Here is a 17,371-nt window from a genome sequence, read left to right as displayed (position 1 = left end):
CGACCGACCCGACGCCACCCCTGCCCACCACCGAGTGCCGCACGTCACTTTGCTTCGAATTCGAAGCAGGTCTACGGTCGGTTCCAGTTGCTTCGACTTCGAAGCAACTGGAACCGAGGGAGAGCGGTCATGAAGGCAGTGCGTTTCCACGAGTTCGGCGGCCCCGAGGTCCTGCGGTACGAGGACGTCGAGCAGCCCGTCCCCGCGGCCGGCGAGGTCCTGGTCCGCGTCGCGGCCACGACGTTCAACCCGGTCGAGGGCAACATCCGCCTGGGCGTCATGCAGGGCGCCATCCCGGTCGACCTGCCGCACACCCCCGGCTACGACGTCGCGGGCACGGTCGACGCGCTGGGCGAGGGGGTCCGGGGCGTCGACGTGGGCGACGAGGTCGTCGGCTTCCTGCCGATGACCAAGGCCGGTGCCGCGGCCGAGCACGTCATCGCACCAGCGGCCGCCCTGACCCCGGCCCCCAAGAGCATTCCGCTGGCTGACGCCGCCGCGTTGCCGTCGGTGGCCCTCACCGCCTACCAGGCGCTCTTCGACCACGGCAGGCTCAAGTCCGGGCAGCGCGTGCTGGTCAACGGCGCGGGCGGACCAGTCGGCGGCTACGCCGTCCAGCTCGCCAAGCAGGCGGGCTCCCACGTCATCGCCACGGCAGGCCCGCGCAGCACCGAAGCCGTCCGGAGCGCCGGTGCCGACGAGATCGTCGACCACACCACCACCAGCGTGCTCGCCGCCGTGACCGAGCAGGTCGACCTCGTGCTGAACCTCGCGCCGGTCGACCCCGCGGTCCTGGCCCGGCTGGTCACCCTGGTCCGCCCCGGCGGAGTCGTCGTCAACACGACGATCTGGATGCCCGCGCCGACCGACGAGGACCGCGACGTGCGCGGCATCAACCTCTACGTCCGCAGCGACGCCGACCAGCTCGCGAAGCTGGTGGGCCTGGTCGACTCCGGTGACCTGCGGGTCGACGTCGCCCAGCGCGTGCCGCTGGCCGACCTGCCCGAGATCCACGCCCGAGCCGCGGCGGGCGGGCTCCACGGCAAGGTCGTCCTCCTCGCCCCCGGCGCCTGACGCACCCCTCCGGGGGAAGCAGCGGACCACGCCACCCGGACCGAACCCCGAGATCGCCGCCGCGATGGCCCCGATGGCCGCCGGAACGGCCCAGCCGATCCCCGCCGAGGTGACCACACCACCGCGTTCGAATCCGACGTCGCCCGGCGCGTGACCGCCGACAGGATCCGGGTCCTCACGTGCACCTGAGCCGACGCGGACGCCGCGTCAGCAGCGGTGTTCCGGATCGCGCGGGACCCGTGCCGGGTGACGGCCGCCCCGACCGCGTCCCGCGCGGGCACGGTCGTCGGGTTCCGGGTCGCCCCGGTCGACGGCGTGGCCGCGGCGGGCCCGCAGGATCTCGTCGGAGAGTTCGGGCTCGACGCGGCGCACGGCCCTGGCGAGCACCAGCGCGCCGACCATCTCGCTGAGCAGGCGCACGGCCTTGCGCCGGGCCTCGGCCGGGTCGAGTTCGCGGCCCTGCCGCTCGGCTTCGCGCAGGAACTCGGCGGCGAAGCCCGCGAGATAGCCCTCGACCCCTTCGGCGTACGCGCCCTGCACGGCCTCACCGTGCCGTCCGGCGTCGGTGACCAGGGAGGCGGAGGGGCAGCCGCCGTCCGGGGCGTCGCGGTGCGCGGTGGACAGGTACCCGCCCACGACCCGCTCCAGCGGAGGGCCGTCCTGGTCCGGACCGTCCTCGACCGTCCGGGCCAGGCTCGCGAGCGAGGCGGCGAACGAGGCCCCGCACACCTCCACGACCAGGTCGTCCTTGGAGGCGAAGTGGTTGTAGAAGCCGCCGTGGGTGAGGCCGGCCCCCTTCATCAGTTCGGCGATGCCGACCGCGTCGATGCCCCGCGCGCGGAACAGGCGGCCCGCCGCGTCGAGGATGTTCCGCCGGTTGCGGGCCTTGTCCCCCTTGGTGATCCGCGGCATCGCCGTCCTCCCGCGTCGCTCCCGACTTGACCTTTTCGATGATGCATCTCATCATAACAGGGCATCCAATGATGACCATCATCAATAACTCGGGGAACGGGAGCGTCATGCGGGCCATCGCCCACGACCGGCACGGAGAAGCCAGGCGGGTACTGCGCCTGAGCGAGCAGCCACCCCCCGCCGCGCCCGCGGCCGGGCAGGTGCGGGTCCGGGTGCTGTCCCGGCCCGTCCACCCCGGCGACCTGGCGGGGGTCCAGGGCTTTCCGGGTGCGCCGCGGCGGCGGTTCGCCGCGCCGCGGATCCCCGGCCTGGAGGGAACGGGCCTCGTCGAGACCGTCGGCGAGGGCGTGCGGCACCTGCGGCCCGGTCAGCGGGTCGCGTTCTTCCCGGTGCCGGGCGCGTGGAGCGAGGTCATCACGGCACCGACCGATCTGGTGGTGCCGGTACCCGACGGCGTCAGCGACGAGACCGCGGCCCTGATGCTGGTCAACCCGCTCACCCTGCTCACCCTGCTGCGGGCGGTCGAGGACGCCCGGCACGGCCGGGCGGGTCCGGTGGTGCAGACGGCCGCGGGCTCGTCGGTGGGAAAGCTGGTCGGCGCCGCGGCGGTCGAGCACGACATCCCGCTGGTCAACCTGGTGCGCAGCGCCGAGGGGGCGCAGACCCTGCGGCAGCGCTTCCCAGGGCTGCCGACCATCTCGACGGCCGACGCGGACTGGCGCACCCAGGTCCGGGACGCGACCGGCGGCCGGGGAGCCCAGGTCGTGCTGGACGCGGTGGGCGGCTCCCTGACCGGTGAGCTGGCCGGGCTGCTCGACGACGGCGGCACCCTGATCACCTACGGACAGCTCGGTTCCGGCAGCACACCGCTGGAGTCGCTCGCGCTGACACCGCGGGCCCTGACCGTGCGGGGCGTGACCGTCGGCCGGTGGACGGCCCGCACACCCGACGAACGGGCCGAGGATGTCGCCTTCGCGGCGCGTCTGGCCGTGACCGCCCCGGACCTCTTCGAGGTCGCGGCCCGCTACGACCTCGCCGACTTCGCGAAGGCCGTCGACCACGTCCACCGCCCCGGCAAGAGCGGAACCGTCCTGCTCACCAGCCCCGAACCCTGAACCCCACGAAGGGCACCGCCATGAAGATCGGAACCCTCGGCGCCGGAACCGTCGCGAAGGCCATCGCCCGTCACGCCGTGGCGCACGGCCACCAGGTCGTGCTGAGCAACAGCCGCGGCCCCGCCTCCCTGACGGGGCTCGCCGACGAACTCGGACCGCTCGCCAGGGCAGGCACCACGGAGGAGGCCGCCTCGGCGGAGCTCGTGCTCCTCGCGGTCGGCTGGCCCCGGATCCCGGAGGCGACAGCGGGCCTGCCGCACTTCGACGGACGCATCGTCATCGACGCCACCAACCAGTTCGCCTCCCCGCCCCCGCACCCGGAGATCGCCGACCTGGGCGAGCTGACCGGCAGCGAGCACGTCGCCTCGCTGCTGCCCGGAGCCCGCGTCGTCAAGGCGTTCAACACCCTCTACGGCCAGTACATCGCCGCCGACCCGCGCCACCCGGCCGGACGCCAGGTGCTGTTCCTCGCCGGTGACGACGCCGACGCCAAGGCGACCGTCGCGGACCTCACCGCCGCATTCGGGTTCGCCCCCGTCGACGTCGGCTCCTTGCGCGAGGGCGGACGCCTCATGCAGCTCGGCGGTCCGCTCTCCGCCCTCCACGCCCTCAAACAGGACTGAGACGGGCCCTCGCCCGCTCCTCATCCGCTCCTCGACACAAGGACATCACCCATGACCACCCAGCCCCTGCTCCAGCCTGTCCGCCTCGGCGCGCTGGAGCTCCCCAACCGCGTCGTCATGGCCCCCATGACCCGCGCCCGCGCCCACAACGCCGAACTGGCGCCCACCGACCTGCACGCGACCTACTACGCGCAGCGCGCCACCGCCGGGCTGATCGTCACCGAGGGAACGTGGGTCAGCACCGACGCGATCGGCTTCGCCGACGTCCCCGGCATCTACACCGACACGCAGACCGCGGGCTGGGCGAAGGTCACCGACGCCGTCCACGAGGCGGGCGGGCGGATCGTCTGCCAGCTCGGACACGTCGGAGCGGTCTCCCACCCCGACCACCTCGGTGGCCGCCTGCCCGCGGGCCCCTCGGCCGTCAACCCCGGCGAGAAGTCCTTCACCCCCTCCGGCCCGAAGGACACCCTCACCCCGCGCGCCTACACCGCCGCCGAGATCGCCGCCACCATCGCCGACTACCGCCACGCGGCCGAGAACGCCCGCCGCGCCGGTTTCGACGGCGTGGAACTCCACGCCCAGGTGTCCCACCTGATCCCGCAGTTCCTCAACCCCCGGCTCAACCACCGCACCGACGCCTACGGGGGCAGCAGCGAGAAGCGGGCCCGGTTCCTCCTCGACGTCCTCGACGCCGTCGGCGACGTGTGGGGCAGCGACCGCGTCAGCGTGAAGATGTCGCCCGGCTGGACCAGCGGAACCGCGTTCACCGCGGACGAGGAGACGCTCGCCGACTACGACCAGCTCCTCAAGAAGCTCAACGACGACAACCTGGCCTACCTGCACCTGGTGGGCGCCCCCGGCACCATCGAGGAGCGCATCGCCCTCTTCTCCCGCTACCGCGCCCACTACCAGGGCGGCATCGTCGCCAACCTCGGCTTCACCCAGGCCCTCGGCAACGAGATCCTCGACCGCGGCACCGTCGACGCGGTCTCCTTCGGCGCCCTCTTCATCGCCAACCCCGACCTGGTCGAGCGCTTCGCGCAGGGCCACCCGCTGGCCGACGACGACCGGGAAACCCACTACGGCGGTCACGCCGAGGGCTACACCGACTACCCCGCCCACACCGCGGGCTGAGCGGGGCGTGGGCGACGACGCCCGCGACACGCCGGGCGCGCGGAGCCCTGGCACGTCCCGGACGCCTCGGCGTCCGCCAGGGGTGGCACGGCCCCGCGCGCACCTCGCGTCGCGCGTCGTTGACCGCGATGTCCCGCACGCCCGGCGCGGACGACACCTCCGACCGCCACGGGGACCTTCACCGCCTGCCACCCCGTCCATCCTCCGTTCGGAGGATGGACGGGGTCCACCGCGCTCGCGGTCATCCGCGCCCGCGTGGTCGATCCGGCGCGCCCCCGCGGGCGGCAGGCTCCTGCACATGACGATCATCGAGGTCGACGGCCTCGTCAAGCGCTGCGGCGACCACACCCCGAGACCTGGCCCCACCGGCGAGCGGGGCCAGGTCTCGGGGTGTGGCGTGGAAGCCCCTCCCACAACCCCGAGGCTCCTGCCCGCCCACGCCGAGCCGACGGGACGTGCGGCCCTGTGACACCACGACCCGACGTCGTCCGCGCTTCGCGTCCGACGCGCATCCTCCACATCGACAACCTCCGCGTCTTCCTGACCGTCCTGGTGGTCGCGCACCACTCCGCCGCCGCGCACGGCAATCTCCAGCTCTGGCCCAACTGGCAGCAGCCTGCTTCGCCGTCGGCGGCGTTGCCGCTGGACCTGCTGCTCCTGGTCAACCAGACGTTCTTCATGGGGTTCTTCTTCTTGCTGTCCGGGTACTTCGTCCCCGGCGCGGCCGACCGGAGGGGACCGGGCACGTTCGCGGTCGAGCGCCTCAAGCGGCTCGGGATCCCCTTCCTCGGGTTCGTCGTGCTGCTGCGGCCGCTCTTCGCCCTGCCGATCTACCTCGACCAGCCGCCCGCGACCCGGCCGTCCTTCGCGGTCTACTACGTCACCTCCTGGCAGATCGGTCCCGCCTGGTTCCTCGAGGTGCTGCTGATCTTCTCCCTCGCGTTCGCGTTGTCACGGCACCTGCGCGGGCCCGCGGAACCCGCGCGGTCACGACCGCTGCGGCGGCGGGACGTGCTCGCCCTCGCCCTCGTCCTCGCCGTGGCCACCTACGCGTGGCGGATCCTCGTCCCCCTCGGCACCTACGAACCGGTGCTCGGACTGCCCAGTCCCGCCTACCTGCCCCAGTACCTGCTGCTCTTCGCCACCGGCGTCGCGGCCTACCGCCGGAGCTGGTTCACGACGCTCCCGCGAAGGACGGGCCGGTTCGGCGCACTTCTCGTGGCGGGGTCGTTCGTGCCGATGGCGCTGGGCGGCTACCGCGGTCTCGTGGACTCCGACGACCTGACCAGTGGGAGCCCCGTCCACCTGGCTCTCGCGCTGTGGGAGTCGCTGTTCGCGGTCGGCGTCATCCTGGTTCTGCTCCGCGTGTTCGAGCGCTTCGCCGCCGGTTCGTCGCGGTTCAGCCGCTACCTCGCCGACAACGCCTTCGCCGTCTACCTCGTGCACGCGCCGGTCATCGTCGGAGTCGTGGCGGTGCTGCACCCGCTCGACGCGGCGCCCGTGCCGAAGTTCCTGCTGACCCTGGTGCTCGCCTCGGTCGCGAGCTGGGCGGTCTCGGGCGCTCTGCGCCGCGTGCGCGCCGTGCGGGCGGTGGTGTAGCGCGACTCCGGGTCGCGGCAGGCACCACGTGCGATCATGGCGGGGCAGCGCACGTGGTGCTGGTGTGGACGATCGCGGCCGGGAGTCCGGCCGCCCGGTACTTCCGCTGGGAGCGGGTCGTGGGCGTCGAGGCCGAGTTGCGCGGGGAGTTCGAACGCTGGGAGCACAAGCGGACCGCGGTCCTGGGAGTGCTCCCGTACGCGCTGCTGGCGGTCAGCCTGGTGCTGTCCCTGCTCCAGCCGCTCTGGAACGCGCCGGTGCACCTCCCGGCGGTGCTCGGGCTCTCCACCCTGCTCACCGCGTGGGTGCTGTGGTTCCACACGCTCCACCCGGAGTCGCACGGCAACGGCCCGGTGATGGGCCTGTACTACACGGGGCTCGTGGCGGTGACCGCCTGCCTCGTGCTGCTCACGCCCTGGTTCGGCTTCTTCGCCTTCATGGGCTACGTGCACGCCTTCCAGTACCTGAAGGGCCGGTGGCGCTACGTCGGCGTGGCCGTCACGTCCACGGTCTCGGCGATCTCCTACGTGGGCGGGGCCGCCAGCATCACGGCCGACGAGTGGTGGCAGTGGCCCGCCGTCAGCGCGCTCACCACGGTGCTGGCCACGGCGGCCTTCCACGCCGACGTGATGTCCGACCGGCGCGACCACCGGCAGAAGCGGGCGCTGGTCGAGTTGCACCAGGCCAACACCGAGCTCGAGGCCGCGCTGGCGGAGAACGCGGGCCTGCACGTCCAACTGCTCGCGCAGGCCCGCGAGGCGGGCGTGCTCGACGAGCGGCAGCGGATGGCACGGGAGATCCACGACACCCTCGCTCAGGGGCTGGCGGGCATCCTCACCCAGCTCCAGGCCGCCGAGCAGGCGTCGGCCGAACCAGCGGTGTCGCGCAGGCACGTGACGAACGCGATGGACCTGGCCCGCGAGAGCCTCACCGAGGCCCGTCGGACGGTGCACGCGGTGGGACCGTCCGCGCTGGCGGAGGCCCGCCTCCCGGACGCGATCCGCGACGTGGCCGCGCGCTGGTCGGAGGTGAACCGCGTCGAGGCGGTGCTGACCACGACCGGCGACGCCCGGCCGGTGCACACCGACGTCGAGGTGGCACTGCTGCGGACCGCGCAGGAGGCTCTCGCCAACGTCGCCAAGCACGCACGAGCCGGTCGGGTCTCCCTGACCCTGTCGTACATGGAGGACCTGGTGACGCTCGACGTGCTGGACGACGGCGTGGGTTTCCTGCCCGGCACCACACCCGCGGGCAGCTCCGCGGACGGGGGCTTCGGGCTCGCGGGCATGCGGCAGCGGGTGCGGCTGCTCGCGGGACGGCTGGACGTCGAGTCCGAGCCGGGCGGGGGCACCGCGATCACGGTGACGGTGCCTGCGATCCCCGTCGGGAGCGTGGGTTGATCTCACTGCTGATCGTCGACGACCACCCGGTGGTGCGGGACGGGCTGCGGGGCATGTTCGGCGGCGATCCCCGCTTCGAGGTGGTCGGCGAAGCCGGTGACGGCGCGGAAGCGATCGCGGCCGGGGAGCGCCTGCGCCCCGACGTGATCCTCATGGACCTGCGGATGCCCGGAACCGACGGCGTCGCCGCCATCAGGGAGTTGGCGAAGCGCGGGGTGCCGTCACGGGTGCTGGTGCTCACCACGTACGACACGGACAGCCACGTGCTGTCCGCCATCGAAGCCGGCGCCACCGGCTACCTCCTGAAGGAGACGTCGAGGGCGGAACTCGTCCGCGCGGTGGAGGCCGCGGCACGCGGGCAGGCGGTGCTCTCCCCCGCCGTCGCGACCCGGCTCGTGGAACAGGTGCGCAGACCAGCCCCGGCACCGCTGTCCCGGCGCGAGCTGGAGGTGCTGGAGCTGATCTCCCGCGGCTCGACGAACCGCGAGGCGGCGAAGCGGCTCTTCATCAGCGAGACGACGGTCAAGACGCACCTGCTGCACGTGTACGCGAAGCTGGGCGTCAACGACCGAGCGGCCGCCGTCGCCGCCGCGTTCTCCTGCGGCTACCTGACACCGCAGGACTGAGACGCGCCTACCGGGCGACGAGACCCACCGGGACACCACCTGGCGCCCCTGCACGGCCGCTAGGCCGGAGGGACTCGGCCGAGTGTCGGAAGACTCGGCCCATCGACCGAGTCGCCGGGGCCGCCCACCCTGCCAGGGTTCCTCCCATGAAGATCAAGGACCTGTTCTGCGCGGCCCTGGCCGGGCTGGTGCTCATCCCCCTGGCGCCGGGGATCGCCGCCGCGGAAGGCCTGGAGTGGCGGCCCTGCAAGGACATCGCCAACCGCTGGCCCACCACCGACGAGCGTTCCGAGTGCGCGGTGGTGACCGTGCCCGTCGACTACGCGAAACCGGAAGGGCGCACCGTCGACATCGCGATCAGCCGGGTGAGGGCCTCCGGCAGCCGCGTCGGTGTCGTCCTGCTCAACCCCGGTGGGCCGGGCGGCTCCGGGATGGAGATGCCCAAGGAGCTCCTGCGGTCGCAGGCGGCCGGGATCGGGGTGCACCACGACCTCATCGGGTTCGCTCCCCGCGGCGTCGGCTACAGCGCGGCCGTGGCCTGCGAGGACGACTGGACCCAGCCGGATCCCTCCCTGCCGGAGAAGGAGAAGGCCCGCTTCGAGGCCGAACGCGACGGCCGCAACCACCGGCGCTGCGTCGAGGAGGACCCGGAGTTCGTCCGCAACCTCACCACGGCGAACATCGCTCGCGACATGGACCGCATCCGAATCGCCCTCGGCGAGGACAAGATCGGCTACTACGGCATCTCCTGGGGCACCGTCCTCGGCGCGCACTACCGCACCCTGTTCGACGCCCACGTCGACAGGATGCTGCTCGACTCGGTGATGCCGCCCGACCTGGACATGGTCGAGATGGACCGCGCACAGCTGACCGCGCAGGAGAACACCTTCGCCGAGTTCGCCGCCTGGATCGCCCGCAACGACGACGTCTACCGCTTCGGGACGACCCAGGCCGCCGTGACCGGCGCCCTGCTCGAACTGCGGGCGCGGCAGACCAGCAGGCCCGACGCGTTCGACGGCCTGCTCACCTCGACGCGGCGCTACTGGGCGGCCACGGCGCGGCAACTCGCCGCGATCCGCGATCGGGCCACGCCCGCGGCACTGCCCGACGGGGAGGTGCGCGCGTTCGGCTGGGACGCCGACCAGACCGGCTTCAGCCCGTTCCAGCAGACCTCGGTCATGTGCAACGAATCCGTCAGCACCCGCGACTTCGACCAGGTGTGGGACGTCCGGCTCCGGTTGGTCGGGGAACTGCCCGTCGCCGGGCAGTACGGCTCCGAGGCCGTCCGCTGCGTCGGCTGGCCGATCCCCGCCCAGCCGTGGCGGCTCACCGCCGGTAGCAGCCCCCTGCAACTCGTCGGGCACGTCTACGAGCAGGTCACCCCGGTGGGCTGGGCGCGGGAGATGCGGCAGCGGATCGGTGGCGCGCTGCTGACCGTCGAGGACGACGTCCACGGCTCGCTGTTGGACCTGCCGTGCGCGGCCAAGGCCGTGGAGTTCTTCGACACCGGCGCGGTCTCGAACGACTCCTGCCCCGGCGCGCCCGTGCCTCCGGCCTAGGGTCCGTCCTCGGTCCTCTCACCGACCGGACGAGCGGGCCCTCCGTGCTGGTCGACCCGACCGGGTGACGTTCGCGAGGGGGTGTGGTCGGGCGGACACACCCCCTCGGCTCGATCCGCACCTGGTGAGCGCTACCGACCGACCGGCGGGGTCGCCGCACCGCCGTCGCCCACGCGGGCGCCTGCCTCGGCCATGACCGACCGCATCCACACGTGCTCGGGATCGCGTTCGTGCATCGGGTGCCACCACAACGCCTCCACCAGCGGGACGACGTCGTACGGGCAGGGCAGGGCTCGAACGTCACCGGTGCGGGTCAGCCGCCCGGCGAGGTGGCCCTGCACCAGACCGATCCGGTCCGTTCCGGCGATGAAGTAGGGCAGCGCGACGAAGCTCTCGACCACGACCTGGACCTTCGGCTGCACACCGAGGATCTGCAACTGGCGGTCGGCGGGGGTGAACGCCGTCGAGGAGTTGTAGGTGAGCACCCACGGGAGCGTGGCCAGGTCGTCCATGGTGAGCGAGTCCCCGACGTGCGGGTTGTCGGTGGCCACCAGGCAGACCCAGGTGTCGCGGTACAGGTCCAGGTGCGGCACGTCGGACAGGAAGCCGTGCGGGAACACGAGCCCGTCGACCTCGCGCAGGGCCTCCCCCGCCGATTCGATGATCGACGGCATCTGGTGCTGGAAGCGCAGCCGGACGCCGGGGGCGCGTTCGCCCATGATCCGCGCGACCGAGGAGCCGAGCACCACCATCGGGTAGTCCGAGCCGAGCAGCGTGAAGTCGCGCGTCGAGGTCGCCGGGTCGAAGCCGGGTTCGCTCGCGAAGACCCGCTCGGCCCCGCTCAGCGCGACGCCGACCCTGCGGCGCAGGGCCACGGCCAGCGGCGTGAGCTCGTAGGTGTTGCCGACGCGGGTCAGCAGCTCGTCCCCGAAGTGCCTGCGCAGCCGCGCCAGCGAGGCGCTGAGCGCGGGTTGGCTCAACCCGAGCGCCACGGCGGCCCGTGTCACGCTGCGTTCCCGCAGCAGCGCGTCCAGCGGCACCAACAGGTTGAGGTCGAGGTTGGCCAACTGCACCGCTCCCCCTCTCATCGATGTCGCTTATACCGATCATCAGCGGAGTCATCTTCCTGGATGACCGAGGTCGGAGAAGAGTATGCACCGGCATCTCCGACGAAAGGGGCCGCTCACGTGCCCGATCCCGCAGCGTCGACCAGGTTCGGCATCGGAACCTTCCGCACGACCGCGACCAGCCGGGAGTTCGCCGGGCTCGTCGTCGAGGAGCGGGTGCTCGACCTCTCCGCCCGCTTCCCCGGCGCATCGGTGAGGGACCTGCTGGACGAGTGGGACGCAGTCCTCCCGGTCCTGGCGGAACTGGCGGACGCCACCGGCGCGTGGCAGCCGCTCGCGCCCCTCGACGTGCGGGCCCCCGTCGCCCCCCGCCAGGTGGTGCAGGCCGGGGCGAACTACCGCACCCACGTGATCGAACTGGCCGTCCAGCACAGCGAGATCACCGCCGAGCGGACCGTCGAGCAGGTCCGGGCGGAGACCGCGGCGATGATGGACCGCCGCGCTGCCGAGGGCACCCCGTACCTCTTCCTCGGGCTCCCCACCGTGATCGGCGGCCCGTACGACGACGTCGTCCTGCCCGACTACTCGCACGAGCACGACTGGGAACTGGAACTGGCCGCGGTGATCGGACGCCGCGCGTTCCGGGTCGACCGCGACGAGGCGCTGGACCACGTCGCCGGCTACACCATCGTCAACGACCTCACGACCCGCGACCTGGTGTTCCGCAGGGACATGCCGGAGATCGGCACCGACTGGTTCCGGGCCAAGAACGCACCGGGTTTCCTGCCCACCGGACCGTTCCTCGTGCCGAGCCGGTTCGTCGGCGATCCGGCGGACCTGCGGGTGACCCTGACGCTCAACGGGGACACCATGCAAGATGAGTCCACGAAGGACATGATTTTCGACGTCGCCGCCCTGGTGGCCGCGGCGTCGCACACGGTTCCGCTGCTGCCCGGCGACCTCGTCCTGACCGGGAGCCCGGCGGGCAACGGGATCCACCACGGACGGCTGCTGCGCGACGGCGACGTCGTGGAGGGCACGATCACCGGCGGCGAATCGCTGTCGCTGGGCACCCAGCGGGTCAGGGCGGTGGCCCCGTGACCGCCGTCGGCTCCGTGCTCGTGGTCGGTGGCGGGCCGGCCGGGACCGCCGCCGCGATCCTGCTCGCCGACGCCGGGATCGCCGTCGACCTCGTGGAGATCAGCCCCGACGTCACGGCCACCGGCTCGGGCATCACCGTCCAGGAGAACGCCCTGCGCGTGCTGCGCGACCTCGGCGTGTGGCCACTGGTCGAGCGAGCCGGGTACGCGTTCAACGACATCGGGATGCGCGCCCCCGACGCGCACGGCACGCTCCTGTTCGAGGCGCGGGAGATCCCCAGCGCCTCGGGGCTGCCCGCCACCGTCGGCATGTACCGACCGGACCTCGCCCGCATCCTCGTCGACCGGGCGGCCTCGCTCGGAGCGAAGATCCGCTTCGGCACCACGGTCGTCGGACTGGAGCAGGACGACGAGGGCGTCGACGCCACCTTCTCCGACTCCTCCCGACGCCGGTACGACCTCGTCGTCGGCGCCGACGGGGTGCGCTCCGCGGTGCGCGGCCTGCTCGGGATCGAACTCCGGACCCGCGCGACGGGCATGGGCATCTGGCGCGCGTTCACCTCGCGCCCGGAGTCGGTGACCCGCACCGACCTCTACTACGGGGGGCGCGCCTACATCGCGGGTTACTGCCCCACCGGTGACGACTCGCTCTACGCCTACCTCGTCGAGGACGCGCAGGACCGCGGCGCTCTCTCCCCGGACGACCGGCTGGCCGTGGTGCGCGCGCTCGCCGAGCACTACCACGGGCCGTGGGACGACATCCGCGCCCTGCTCGTCGACCCGGCCCGGATCAACTACACCTGGTTCGAGACCCACCTGCTCGACGGACCGTGGAACCGCGGCAGGGTGGTGCTCATCGGCGACGCCGTGCACACCTGTCCCCCGACCGTCGCCCAGGGTGCGGCGCTCGCGCTGGAGGACGCGGCGGTGCTCGTCGAACTCCTCCTCGCCGCCGACACCGTCGACGGCGACCTGTGGGCCGCGTTCACCGAACGCCGCCTGGAACGGGTCCGCACGGTCGTGGACGCGTCGGTGCGGCTCGGGCAGTGGCTGCTGGACGGCGAGCGGGGCGACGTGCCGGGGCTCATGCGCACCGTCGCCGAGACCGTGGGCAGGCCGGCGTGAGCGCCGCCGCCGGTCGGGCCCCGGTGGTCGACGTGCACGCCCACGTGATCGTCCCCGAGGTGGAGGCGGTCGTCGCCGGACAGCCGGGCCTCGACGAGCACCGCGCGCTGGACCTGCGCCGCAACGGCCCGGAGTCGACCGCGATCTCCGGCCGCATGGTCGGTGACCGGATCGCGCGGCTCACCGCGGTCGAGCCGCGCCTGGCCGACATGGACGCCGCGGGAGTCGACGTCCAGGTGCTCTCGCCGTCGCCGTCGCACTACCACTACTGGACCGACCGGGACCTCGCGATGACGGTCGCCCGGTCGGCCAACCGCGGTGTCGCCGCCGTCGTCGCGGAGGAGCCGTCCCGGTTCACCGGCCTGGGGCTGGTGCCGCTGCACCACCCGGACCTGTGCGTCGCGGCCCTGGACGACGCCCTCGAACTCGGCCTGCGCGGGGTGGAGATCTCCTCCTTCGCCCCCGGCGTCGAACTCTCCGACGCGGCACTGGAACCGTTCTGGACGCACGCCGCCGCCACCGGCGCCGTCGTGTTCCTGCACCCCTTCGGCTGCTCCCTCGACGAGCGGCTCGACCGGTTCTACCTGTCCAACACCGTCGGGCAACCCGTCGAGAACGCCGTGGCCCTGTCGCACCTGATCTTCTCCGGGGTGCTCGACCGGCACCCGCGGCTGCGGCTGCTCGCCGCGCACGGCGGCGGTTACCTGCCCACGTTCCTCGGGCGCTCGGACCACGCCTGGCAGGTGCGGCCCGAAGCCCGCGGCTGCGCCGAACCGCCGAGCGGCTACCTGCGGCGGCTGTGGTTCGACTCGCTCGTCCACACGCCCGACGCGCTGCGCGCCCTCGTGGCCGCGGTCGGGGCCGACCGGGTGCTGCTGGGCTCCGACCACCCCTTCGACATGGGCGTCGCGGATCCCGTCGCGCGGCTCGCCGCCACCGGTCTCGGCGACGCCGACCAGCACGCCATCCGCTCCGGGAACGCCGACCTGCTCGGCCTGCTCCCGGTCCTCACCGAGGAGGTCGCATGACCGCGCCGCCCCGCCGCCTCATCACCCACCTTCGGCACGTCGACCTCGGCGTCGAGGACCTCGCCGTCCAACGCGGGTTCTACACCGGCCTGTGGGGCTTGACCGAGGTGGAACACGACTCCGGGATCTCGTTCCTCGCCGCCGAGGGATCACCCGAGCAGTACGTCGTGCGACTCCGGCAGGCGACCGACAAGCGGATCGACCTGATCGCCTTCGGCGCGGCCACCCCCGCCGACGTCGACACCCTCGCGCTGCGCCTGGGCCGTGACGGCGTGCGGCTGGTGACCGAACCCGGCGCGGTGACGACCCCCGGTGGCGGGTACGGATTCCGGTTCTTCGACAACGAGGGCCGCACGGTGGAGGTCTCGGCCGACGTCGCGCCCCGCGCGCACCGCAGGATCGAGGAGCGGGAGTCCATCCCGGTCCGGCTCTCCCACGTCGTCGTCAACTCCGCCGACCCGGAGGGCACCGTCGCCTTCTACGAGCGGCACCTCGCGTTCGCGCTCTCCGACGTGCTCACCCACCCGCGCATGGGCGACATGATGTGGTTCCTGCGCTGCAACGACTGGCACCACAGCTTCGCCGTGGCCCGCGGGCCGCACCCGTCGCTGCACCACGCGAGCTTCGAGATGCGCGGCATCGACGAGTACATGCGCGGTTCCGGACGGCTGCTGCGCGCGGGCGTCGAGAAGATCTGGGGGCCGGGGCGGCACAAGGCGGGCGACAACACCTTCACCTACTTCCTCGACCCGCTGGGCAACACCGTCGAGTACACGACGGAACTCGAACGCCTCGACGAGGACACCTGGCACCCCAGCCTGCACGACTTCTCCGACCCCGAGGTCTCCGACCAGTGGGGCACCGCGAACAGGATGGACGAGTTCGTCGCCAGGAAGTCGTTCAACGACCCGGACAGGGGCCTGTTCGTGGCCCCGCCGGTCTGATGCGCGTCGCGACCGTCGAGGACGCCACCGGCGTCCGCTGCGGTGTCGTCGTCGACGACCACCTGCTCCGGTTCCCCGACGGGACCACCGTCCTCGACCTGATCCGGTCCGGGAGCCTGCGCGGAGCCGGAGCGGCGGCGGTGTCGGCGGGCGACGCCGTGCCGCTGGCCGGGCTGCGGCTGCTGCCTCCGCTCGACGCCCCGACGGTGCGCGACTTCGTCGCGTTCGAGGAGCACGTCGAGGGCATGGTGGCCGCGGTGCCGGGAAACCCCGGCGTGGCACCGGAGTGGTACGAGGCCCCGACGTTCTACTTCACCAACCCCTACGCCCTGATCGGATCGGGCGAGGACGTCCCCGTCCCGGCGGGCTGCGACCTGCTCGACTTCGAACTGGAGGTCGCCGCCGTGATCGGGTCCGGCGGACGCGACCTCCGCCCGGAGCGGGCCCGCGACCACATCGTGGGCTACACGATCTTCAACGACTGGTCGGCCAGGGATCTCCAGTTCCGCGAGATGAAGGTCAACCTGGGCCCCTGCAAGGGAAAGGACTTCGCCTCGACGCTGGGCCCGGTCCTCGTGACGGCGGACGAACTGGAGCCCTACCGCGACGCCGAGGGCTTCCTGCGGCTGGCGATGACGGTGGAGGTCAACGGACGAGAGGTCGGCCGGGACCTGCTGTCCAACATGGGGTGGCCGTTCGAGGAACTGGTCGCCTACGCGTCCCGGAGCGCGGAGATCCGTCCGGGGGACGTCCTCGGCTCCGGGACGTGCGGCAACGGAGGCTGCCTCGCCGAGCTGTGGGGCCGGCGCGGGGTCCAGGACCCACCACCGCTCAAGCCGGGGGACGTCGTGACCATGACGGTGGAGGGCATCGGGGGCATCACGAACACCGTCGTGGCCAGCCCGGACTCCCCACCGGTCACACCGGCGCGGCGACGCCCGCGAAACCGGCCCTGACCGCCGCACCACCGAGGAGGTACCACGATGACCACCGTGATCGGAGCGCCGCGGGTCGAGGACCTCGGCGGCGGGCTCTACGCCTACATCCAGCCCGACGGGAGCTGGATGATCAACAACACCGGTTTCCTGGTCGGGTCGAACGGCGTGGTCGCGATCGACACCTGTTCCACCGAACGCCGCACCCGCGCCTTCGCCGACACCGTCGCGAACCTCACCCGCGCGCCGGTCCGCACGCTGCTCAACACCCACAGCCACCCCGACCACACCGCGGGCAACGGCTGGTTCCCCGGCGCCACGATCGTCGCCCACGAGCGCACCAGGGCCGAGTTGATCGCGGCGGAGGACCTGCCGTCGCTGGACGGCGTCTTCGAACCCCTCGACCAGGGCGACGTACCGCCCGCACCGCCGTTCCTGACCTACACCCGTGGCGTCACGCTGTGGGTGGACGACCTCCGGTGCGAAGTCCGCCACGTGGGAACACCCGCCCACACCACCAACGACTCCGTCCTCTGGGTGCCCGAGCGGTCCGTGCTCTACGCGGGCGACCTGCTCTTCTCGGGCGGCACCCCGTTCCTGCTGTCCGGCTCGATCTCCGGCGCGATCGCCGCGCTCACCGACGTCATCGCGCCGCTGGGCGCGAAGACGATCGTGCCGGGGCACGGACCCGTGTGCGGGGCGGAGACGATCGACGCGACCCTGGACTACCTGCGGTTCGTGCAGGACGTGGCCCGACGCGGTGTCGAGGCCGGCCTGTCCCCGCTCGACGCGGCCCGCGAAACCGACCTGGGCGACCACGCCGGGTGGAGCGAACCCGAGAGGATCGTCGGCAACCTCCACCGGGCCTACGCCGAGGTCCGCGGGGCCGAACCCGGAGCCCCGATCGACATCCCCGCCGCGTTCCGGGAGATGGTCGCCTACAACGGAGGGCGCCCGCTCACGTGTCGAGCCTGACGAGGTCTTGCGCACCGCGAGCACGGCGACGGGCGGCGTTCTCGGCGGGCGCCTCGGTGTCGTCGACGGCGCCGCCCTCCTCGTGACGGGCGAACCGGCGGGCGGCCAGACGCCGGCGTCCCGCGGACCACGGACGTCGAGCCGGTGCCGAG

The 17,371-nt window shown here is 72.7% G+C and carries 17 protein-coding genes; 15 read left to right on the top strand and 2 right to left on the bottom strand.

What is annotated here, in order from left to right; all coding sequences use genetic code 11:
- Nucleotides 1-129 precede the first annotated feature (129 nt).
- On the top strand, nt 130-1,074 hold the full coding sequence (locus AC156L_RS15230; RefSeq protein ID WP_330876403.1) for an NADP-dependent oxidoreductase: 945 nt from the start codon (nt 130-132) through the stop codon (nt 1,072-1,074).
- 207 nt (nt 1,075-1,281) lie between these two features.
- Here AC156L_RS15230 and AC156L_RS15225 read toward each other — a convergent pair whose 3' ends face one another.
- Nucleotides 1,282-1,986 carry a TetR/AcrR family transcriptional regulator gene (locus tag AC156L_RS15225; RefSeq protein WP_330876404.1) on the bottom strand — a complete coding sequence of 235 codons (705 nt, stop codon included), beginning with the start codon at nt 1,984-1,986 and terminating at the stop codon, nt 1,282-1,284.
- 71 nt (nt 1,987-2,057) lie between these two features.
- On the opposite strand from AC156L_RS15225, the gene AC156L_RS15220 reads away from it, so the two are divergent.
- The 8 genes from AC156L_RS15220 to AC156L_RS15185 all read left to right on the top strand — a co-directional run bounded on the left by AC156L_RS15220 (nt 2,058) and on the right by AC156L_RS15185 (nt 10,045).
- Nucleotides 2,058-3,101 carry a zinc-binding dehydrogenase gene (locus AC156L_RS15220; protein WP_330876405.1) on the top strand — a complete coding sequence of 348 codons (1,044 nt, stop codon included), beginning with the start codon at nt 2,058-2,060 and terminating at the stop codon, nt 3,099-3,101.
- 20 nt (nt 3,102-3,121) lie between these two features.
- Complete coding sequence (locus AC156L_RS15215) at nt 3,122-3,724, top strand: NADPH-dependent F420 reductase (RefSeq protein WP_330876406.1); 603 nt, start codon at nt 3,122-3,124, stop codon at nt 3,722-3,724.
- A gap of 51 nt (nt 3,725-3,775) precedes the next feature.
- Nucleotides 3,776-4,861, top strand: a complete 1,086-nt coding sequence (locus AC156L_RS15210; protein ID WP_330876407.1) for an alkene reductase — start codon at nt 3,776-3,778, stop codon at nt 4,859-4,861.
- Between the two features lie 298 nt (nt 4,862-5,159).
- Nucleotides 5,160-5,330, top strand: coding sequence for a hypothetical protein (locus AC156L_RS15205; protein WP_330876408.1), 171 nt, complete (start codon nt 5,160-5,162; stop codon nt 5,328-5,330).
- Entirely contained in the window at nt 5,327-6,460 is a 1,134-nt protein-coding gene (locus AC156L_RS15200) for an acyltransferase family protein (protein WP_330876409.1), read from the top strand. The genes AC156L_RS15205 and AC156L_RS15200 overlap by 4 nt, the downstream gene beginning before the upstream one ends.
- 53 nt (nt 6,461-6,513) lie before the next feature.
- A complete protein-coding gene (locus AC156L_RS15195; protein WP_330876410.1) occupies nt 6,514-7,860 on the top strand; it encodes a sensor histidine kinase in 1,347 nt (448 codons plus the stop codon).
- Nucleotides 7,857-8,486, top strand: coding sequence for a response regulator transcription factor (locus tag AC156L_RS15190; RefSeq protein ID WP_330876411.1), 630 nt, complete (start codon nt 7,857-7,859; stop codon nt 8,484-8,486). Before AC156L_RS15195 ends, AC156L_RS15190 begins: the two co-directional genes overlap by 4 nt.
- 146 nt (nt 8,487-8,632) lie before the next feature.
- Nucleotides 8,633-10,045: an alpha/beta fold hydrolase gene (locus AC156L_RS15185; protein ID WP_330876412.1), complete on the top strand. Its 1,413-nt coding sequence runs from the start codon at nt 8,633-8,635 to the stop codon at nt 10,043-10,045.
- A gap of 131 nt (nt 10,046-10,176) precedes the next feature.
- Here the strand turns inward: AC156L_RS15185 and AC156L_RS15180 are convergent, their stop codons facing one another.
- Complete coding sequence (locus AC156L_RS15180; RefSeq protein WP_330876413.1) at nt 10,177-11,133, bottom strand: LysR family transcriptional regulator; 957 nt, start codon at nt 11,131-11,133, stop codon at nt 10,177-10,179.
- Nucleotides 11,134-11,232: 99 nt separating this feature from the next.
- Here AC156L_RS15180 and AC156L_RS15175 point away from each other — a divergent pair, with 99 nt between their 5' ends.
- Genes AC156L_RS15175 through AC156L_RS15150 form a run of 6 tightly spaced genes read left to right on the top strand, consistent with a single transcriptional unit; the run spans nt 11,233 to nt 17,219 of the window.
- A complete protein-coding gene (locus AC156L_RS15175; RefSeq protein ID WP_330876414.1) occupies nt 11,233-12,213 on the top strand; it encodes a fumarylacetoacetate hydrolase family protein in 981 nt (326 codons plus the stop codon).
- Nucleotides 12,210-13,337 carry an FAD-dependent monooxygenase gene (locus AC156L_RS15170; protein ID WP_330876415.1) on the top strand — a complete coding sequence of 376 codons (1,128 nt, stop codon included), beginning with the start codon at nt 12,210-12,212 and terminating at the stop codon, nt 13,335-13,337. Before AC156L_RS15175 ends, AC156L_RS15170 begins: the two co-directional genes overlap by 4 nt.
- The gene (locus AC156L_RS15165; RefSeq protein WP_330876416.1) at nt 13,334-14,365 is read left to right on the top strand and encodes an amidohydrolase family protein; all 1,032 of its coding nucleotides are present in this window, start codon (nt 13,334-13,336) and stop codon (nt 14,363-14,365) included. Before AC156L_RS15170 ends, AC156L_RS15165 begins: the two co-directional genes overlap by 4 nt.
- Nucleotides 14,362-15,309, top strand: a complete 948-nt coding sequence (locus AC156L_RS15160; protein WP_330876417.1) for a VOC family protein — start codon at nt 14,362-14,364, stop codon at nt 15,307-15,309. Before AC156L_RS15165 ends, AC156L_RS15160 begins: the two co-directional genes overlap by 4 nt.
- Nucleotides 15,309-16,265: a fumarylacetoacetate hydrolase family protein gene (locus tag AC156L_RS15155; RefSeq protein WP_330876418.1), complete on the top strand. Its 957-nt coding sequence runs from the start codon at nt 15,309-15,311 to the stop codon at nt 16,263-16,265. Before AC156L_RS15160 ends, AC156L_RS15155 begins: the two co-directional genes overlap by 1 nt.
- A gap of 27 nt (nt 16,266-16,292) precedes the next feature.
- Nucleotides 16,293-17,219: an MBL fold metallo-hydrolase gene (locus tag AC156L_RS15150; RefSeq protein ID WP_330876419.1), complete on the top strand. Its 927-nt coding sequence runs from the start codon at nt 16,293-16,295 to the stop codon at nt 17,217-17,219.
- The last annotated feature ends 152 nt before the right edge of the window (nt 17,220-17,371 follow it).

The sequence above is a fragment of the Umezawaea sp. genome (assembly GCF_057122925.1).
Note: the sequence above shows the minus strand (reverse complement) of the source record. Positions and strands in the feature narration are given on the sequence as shown.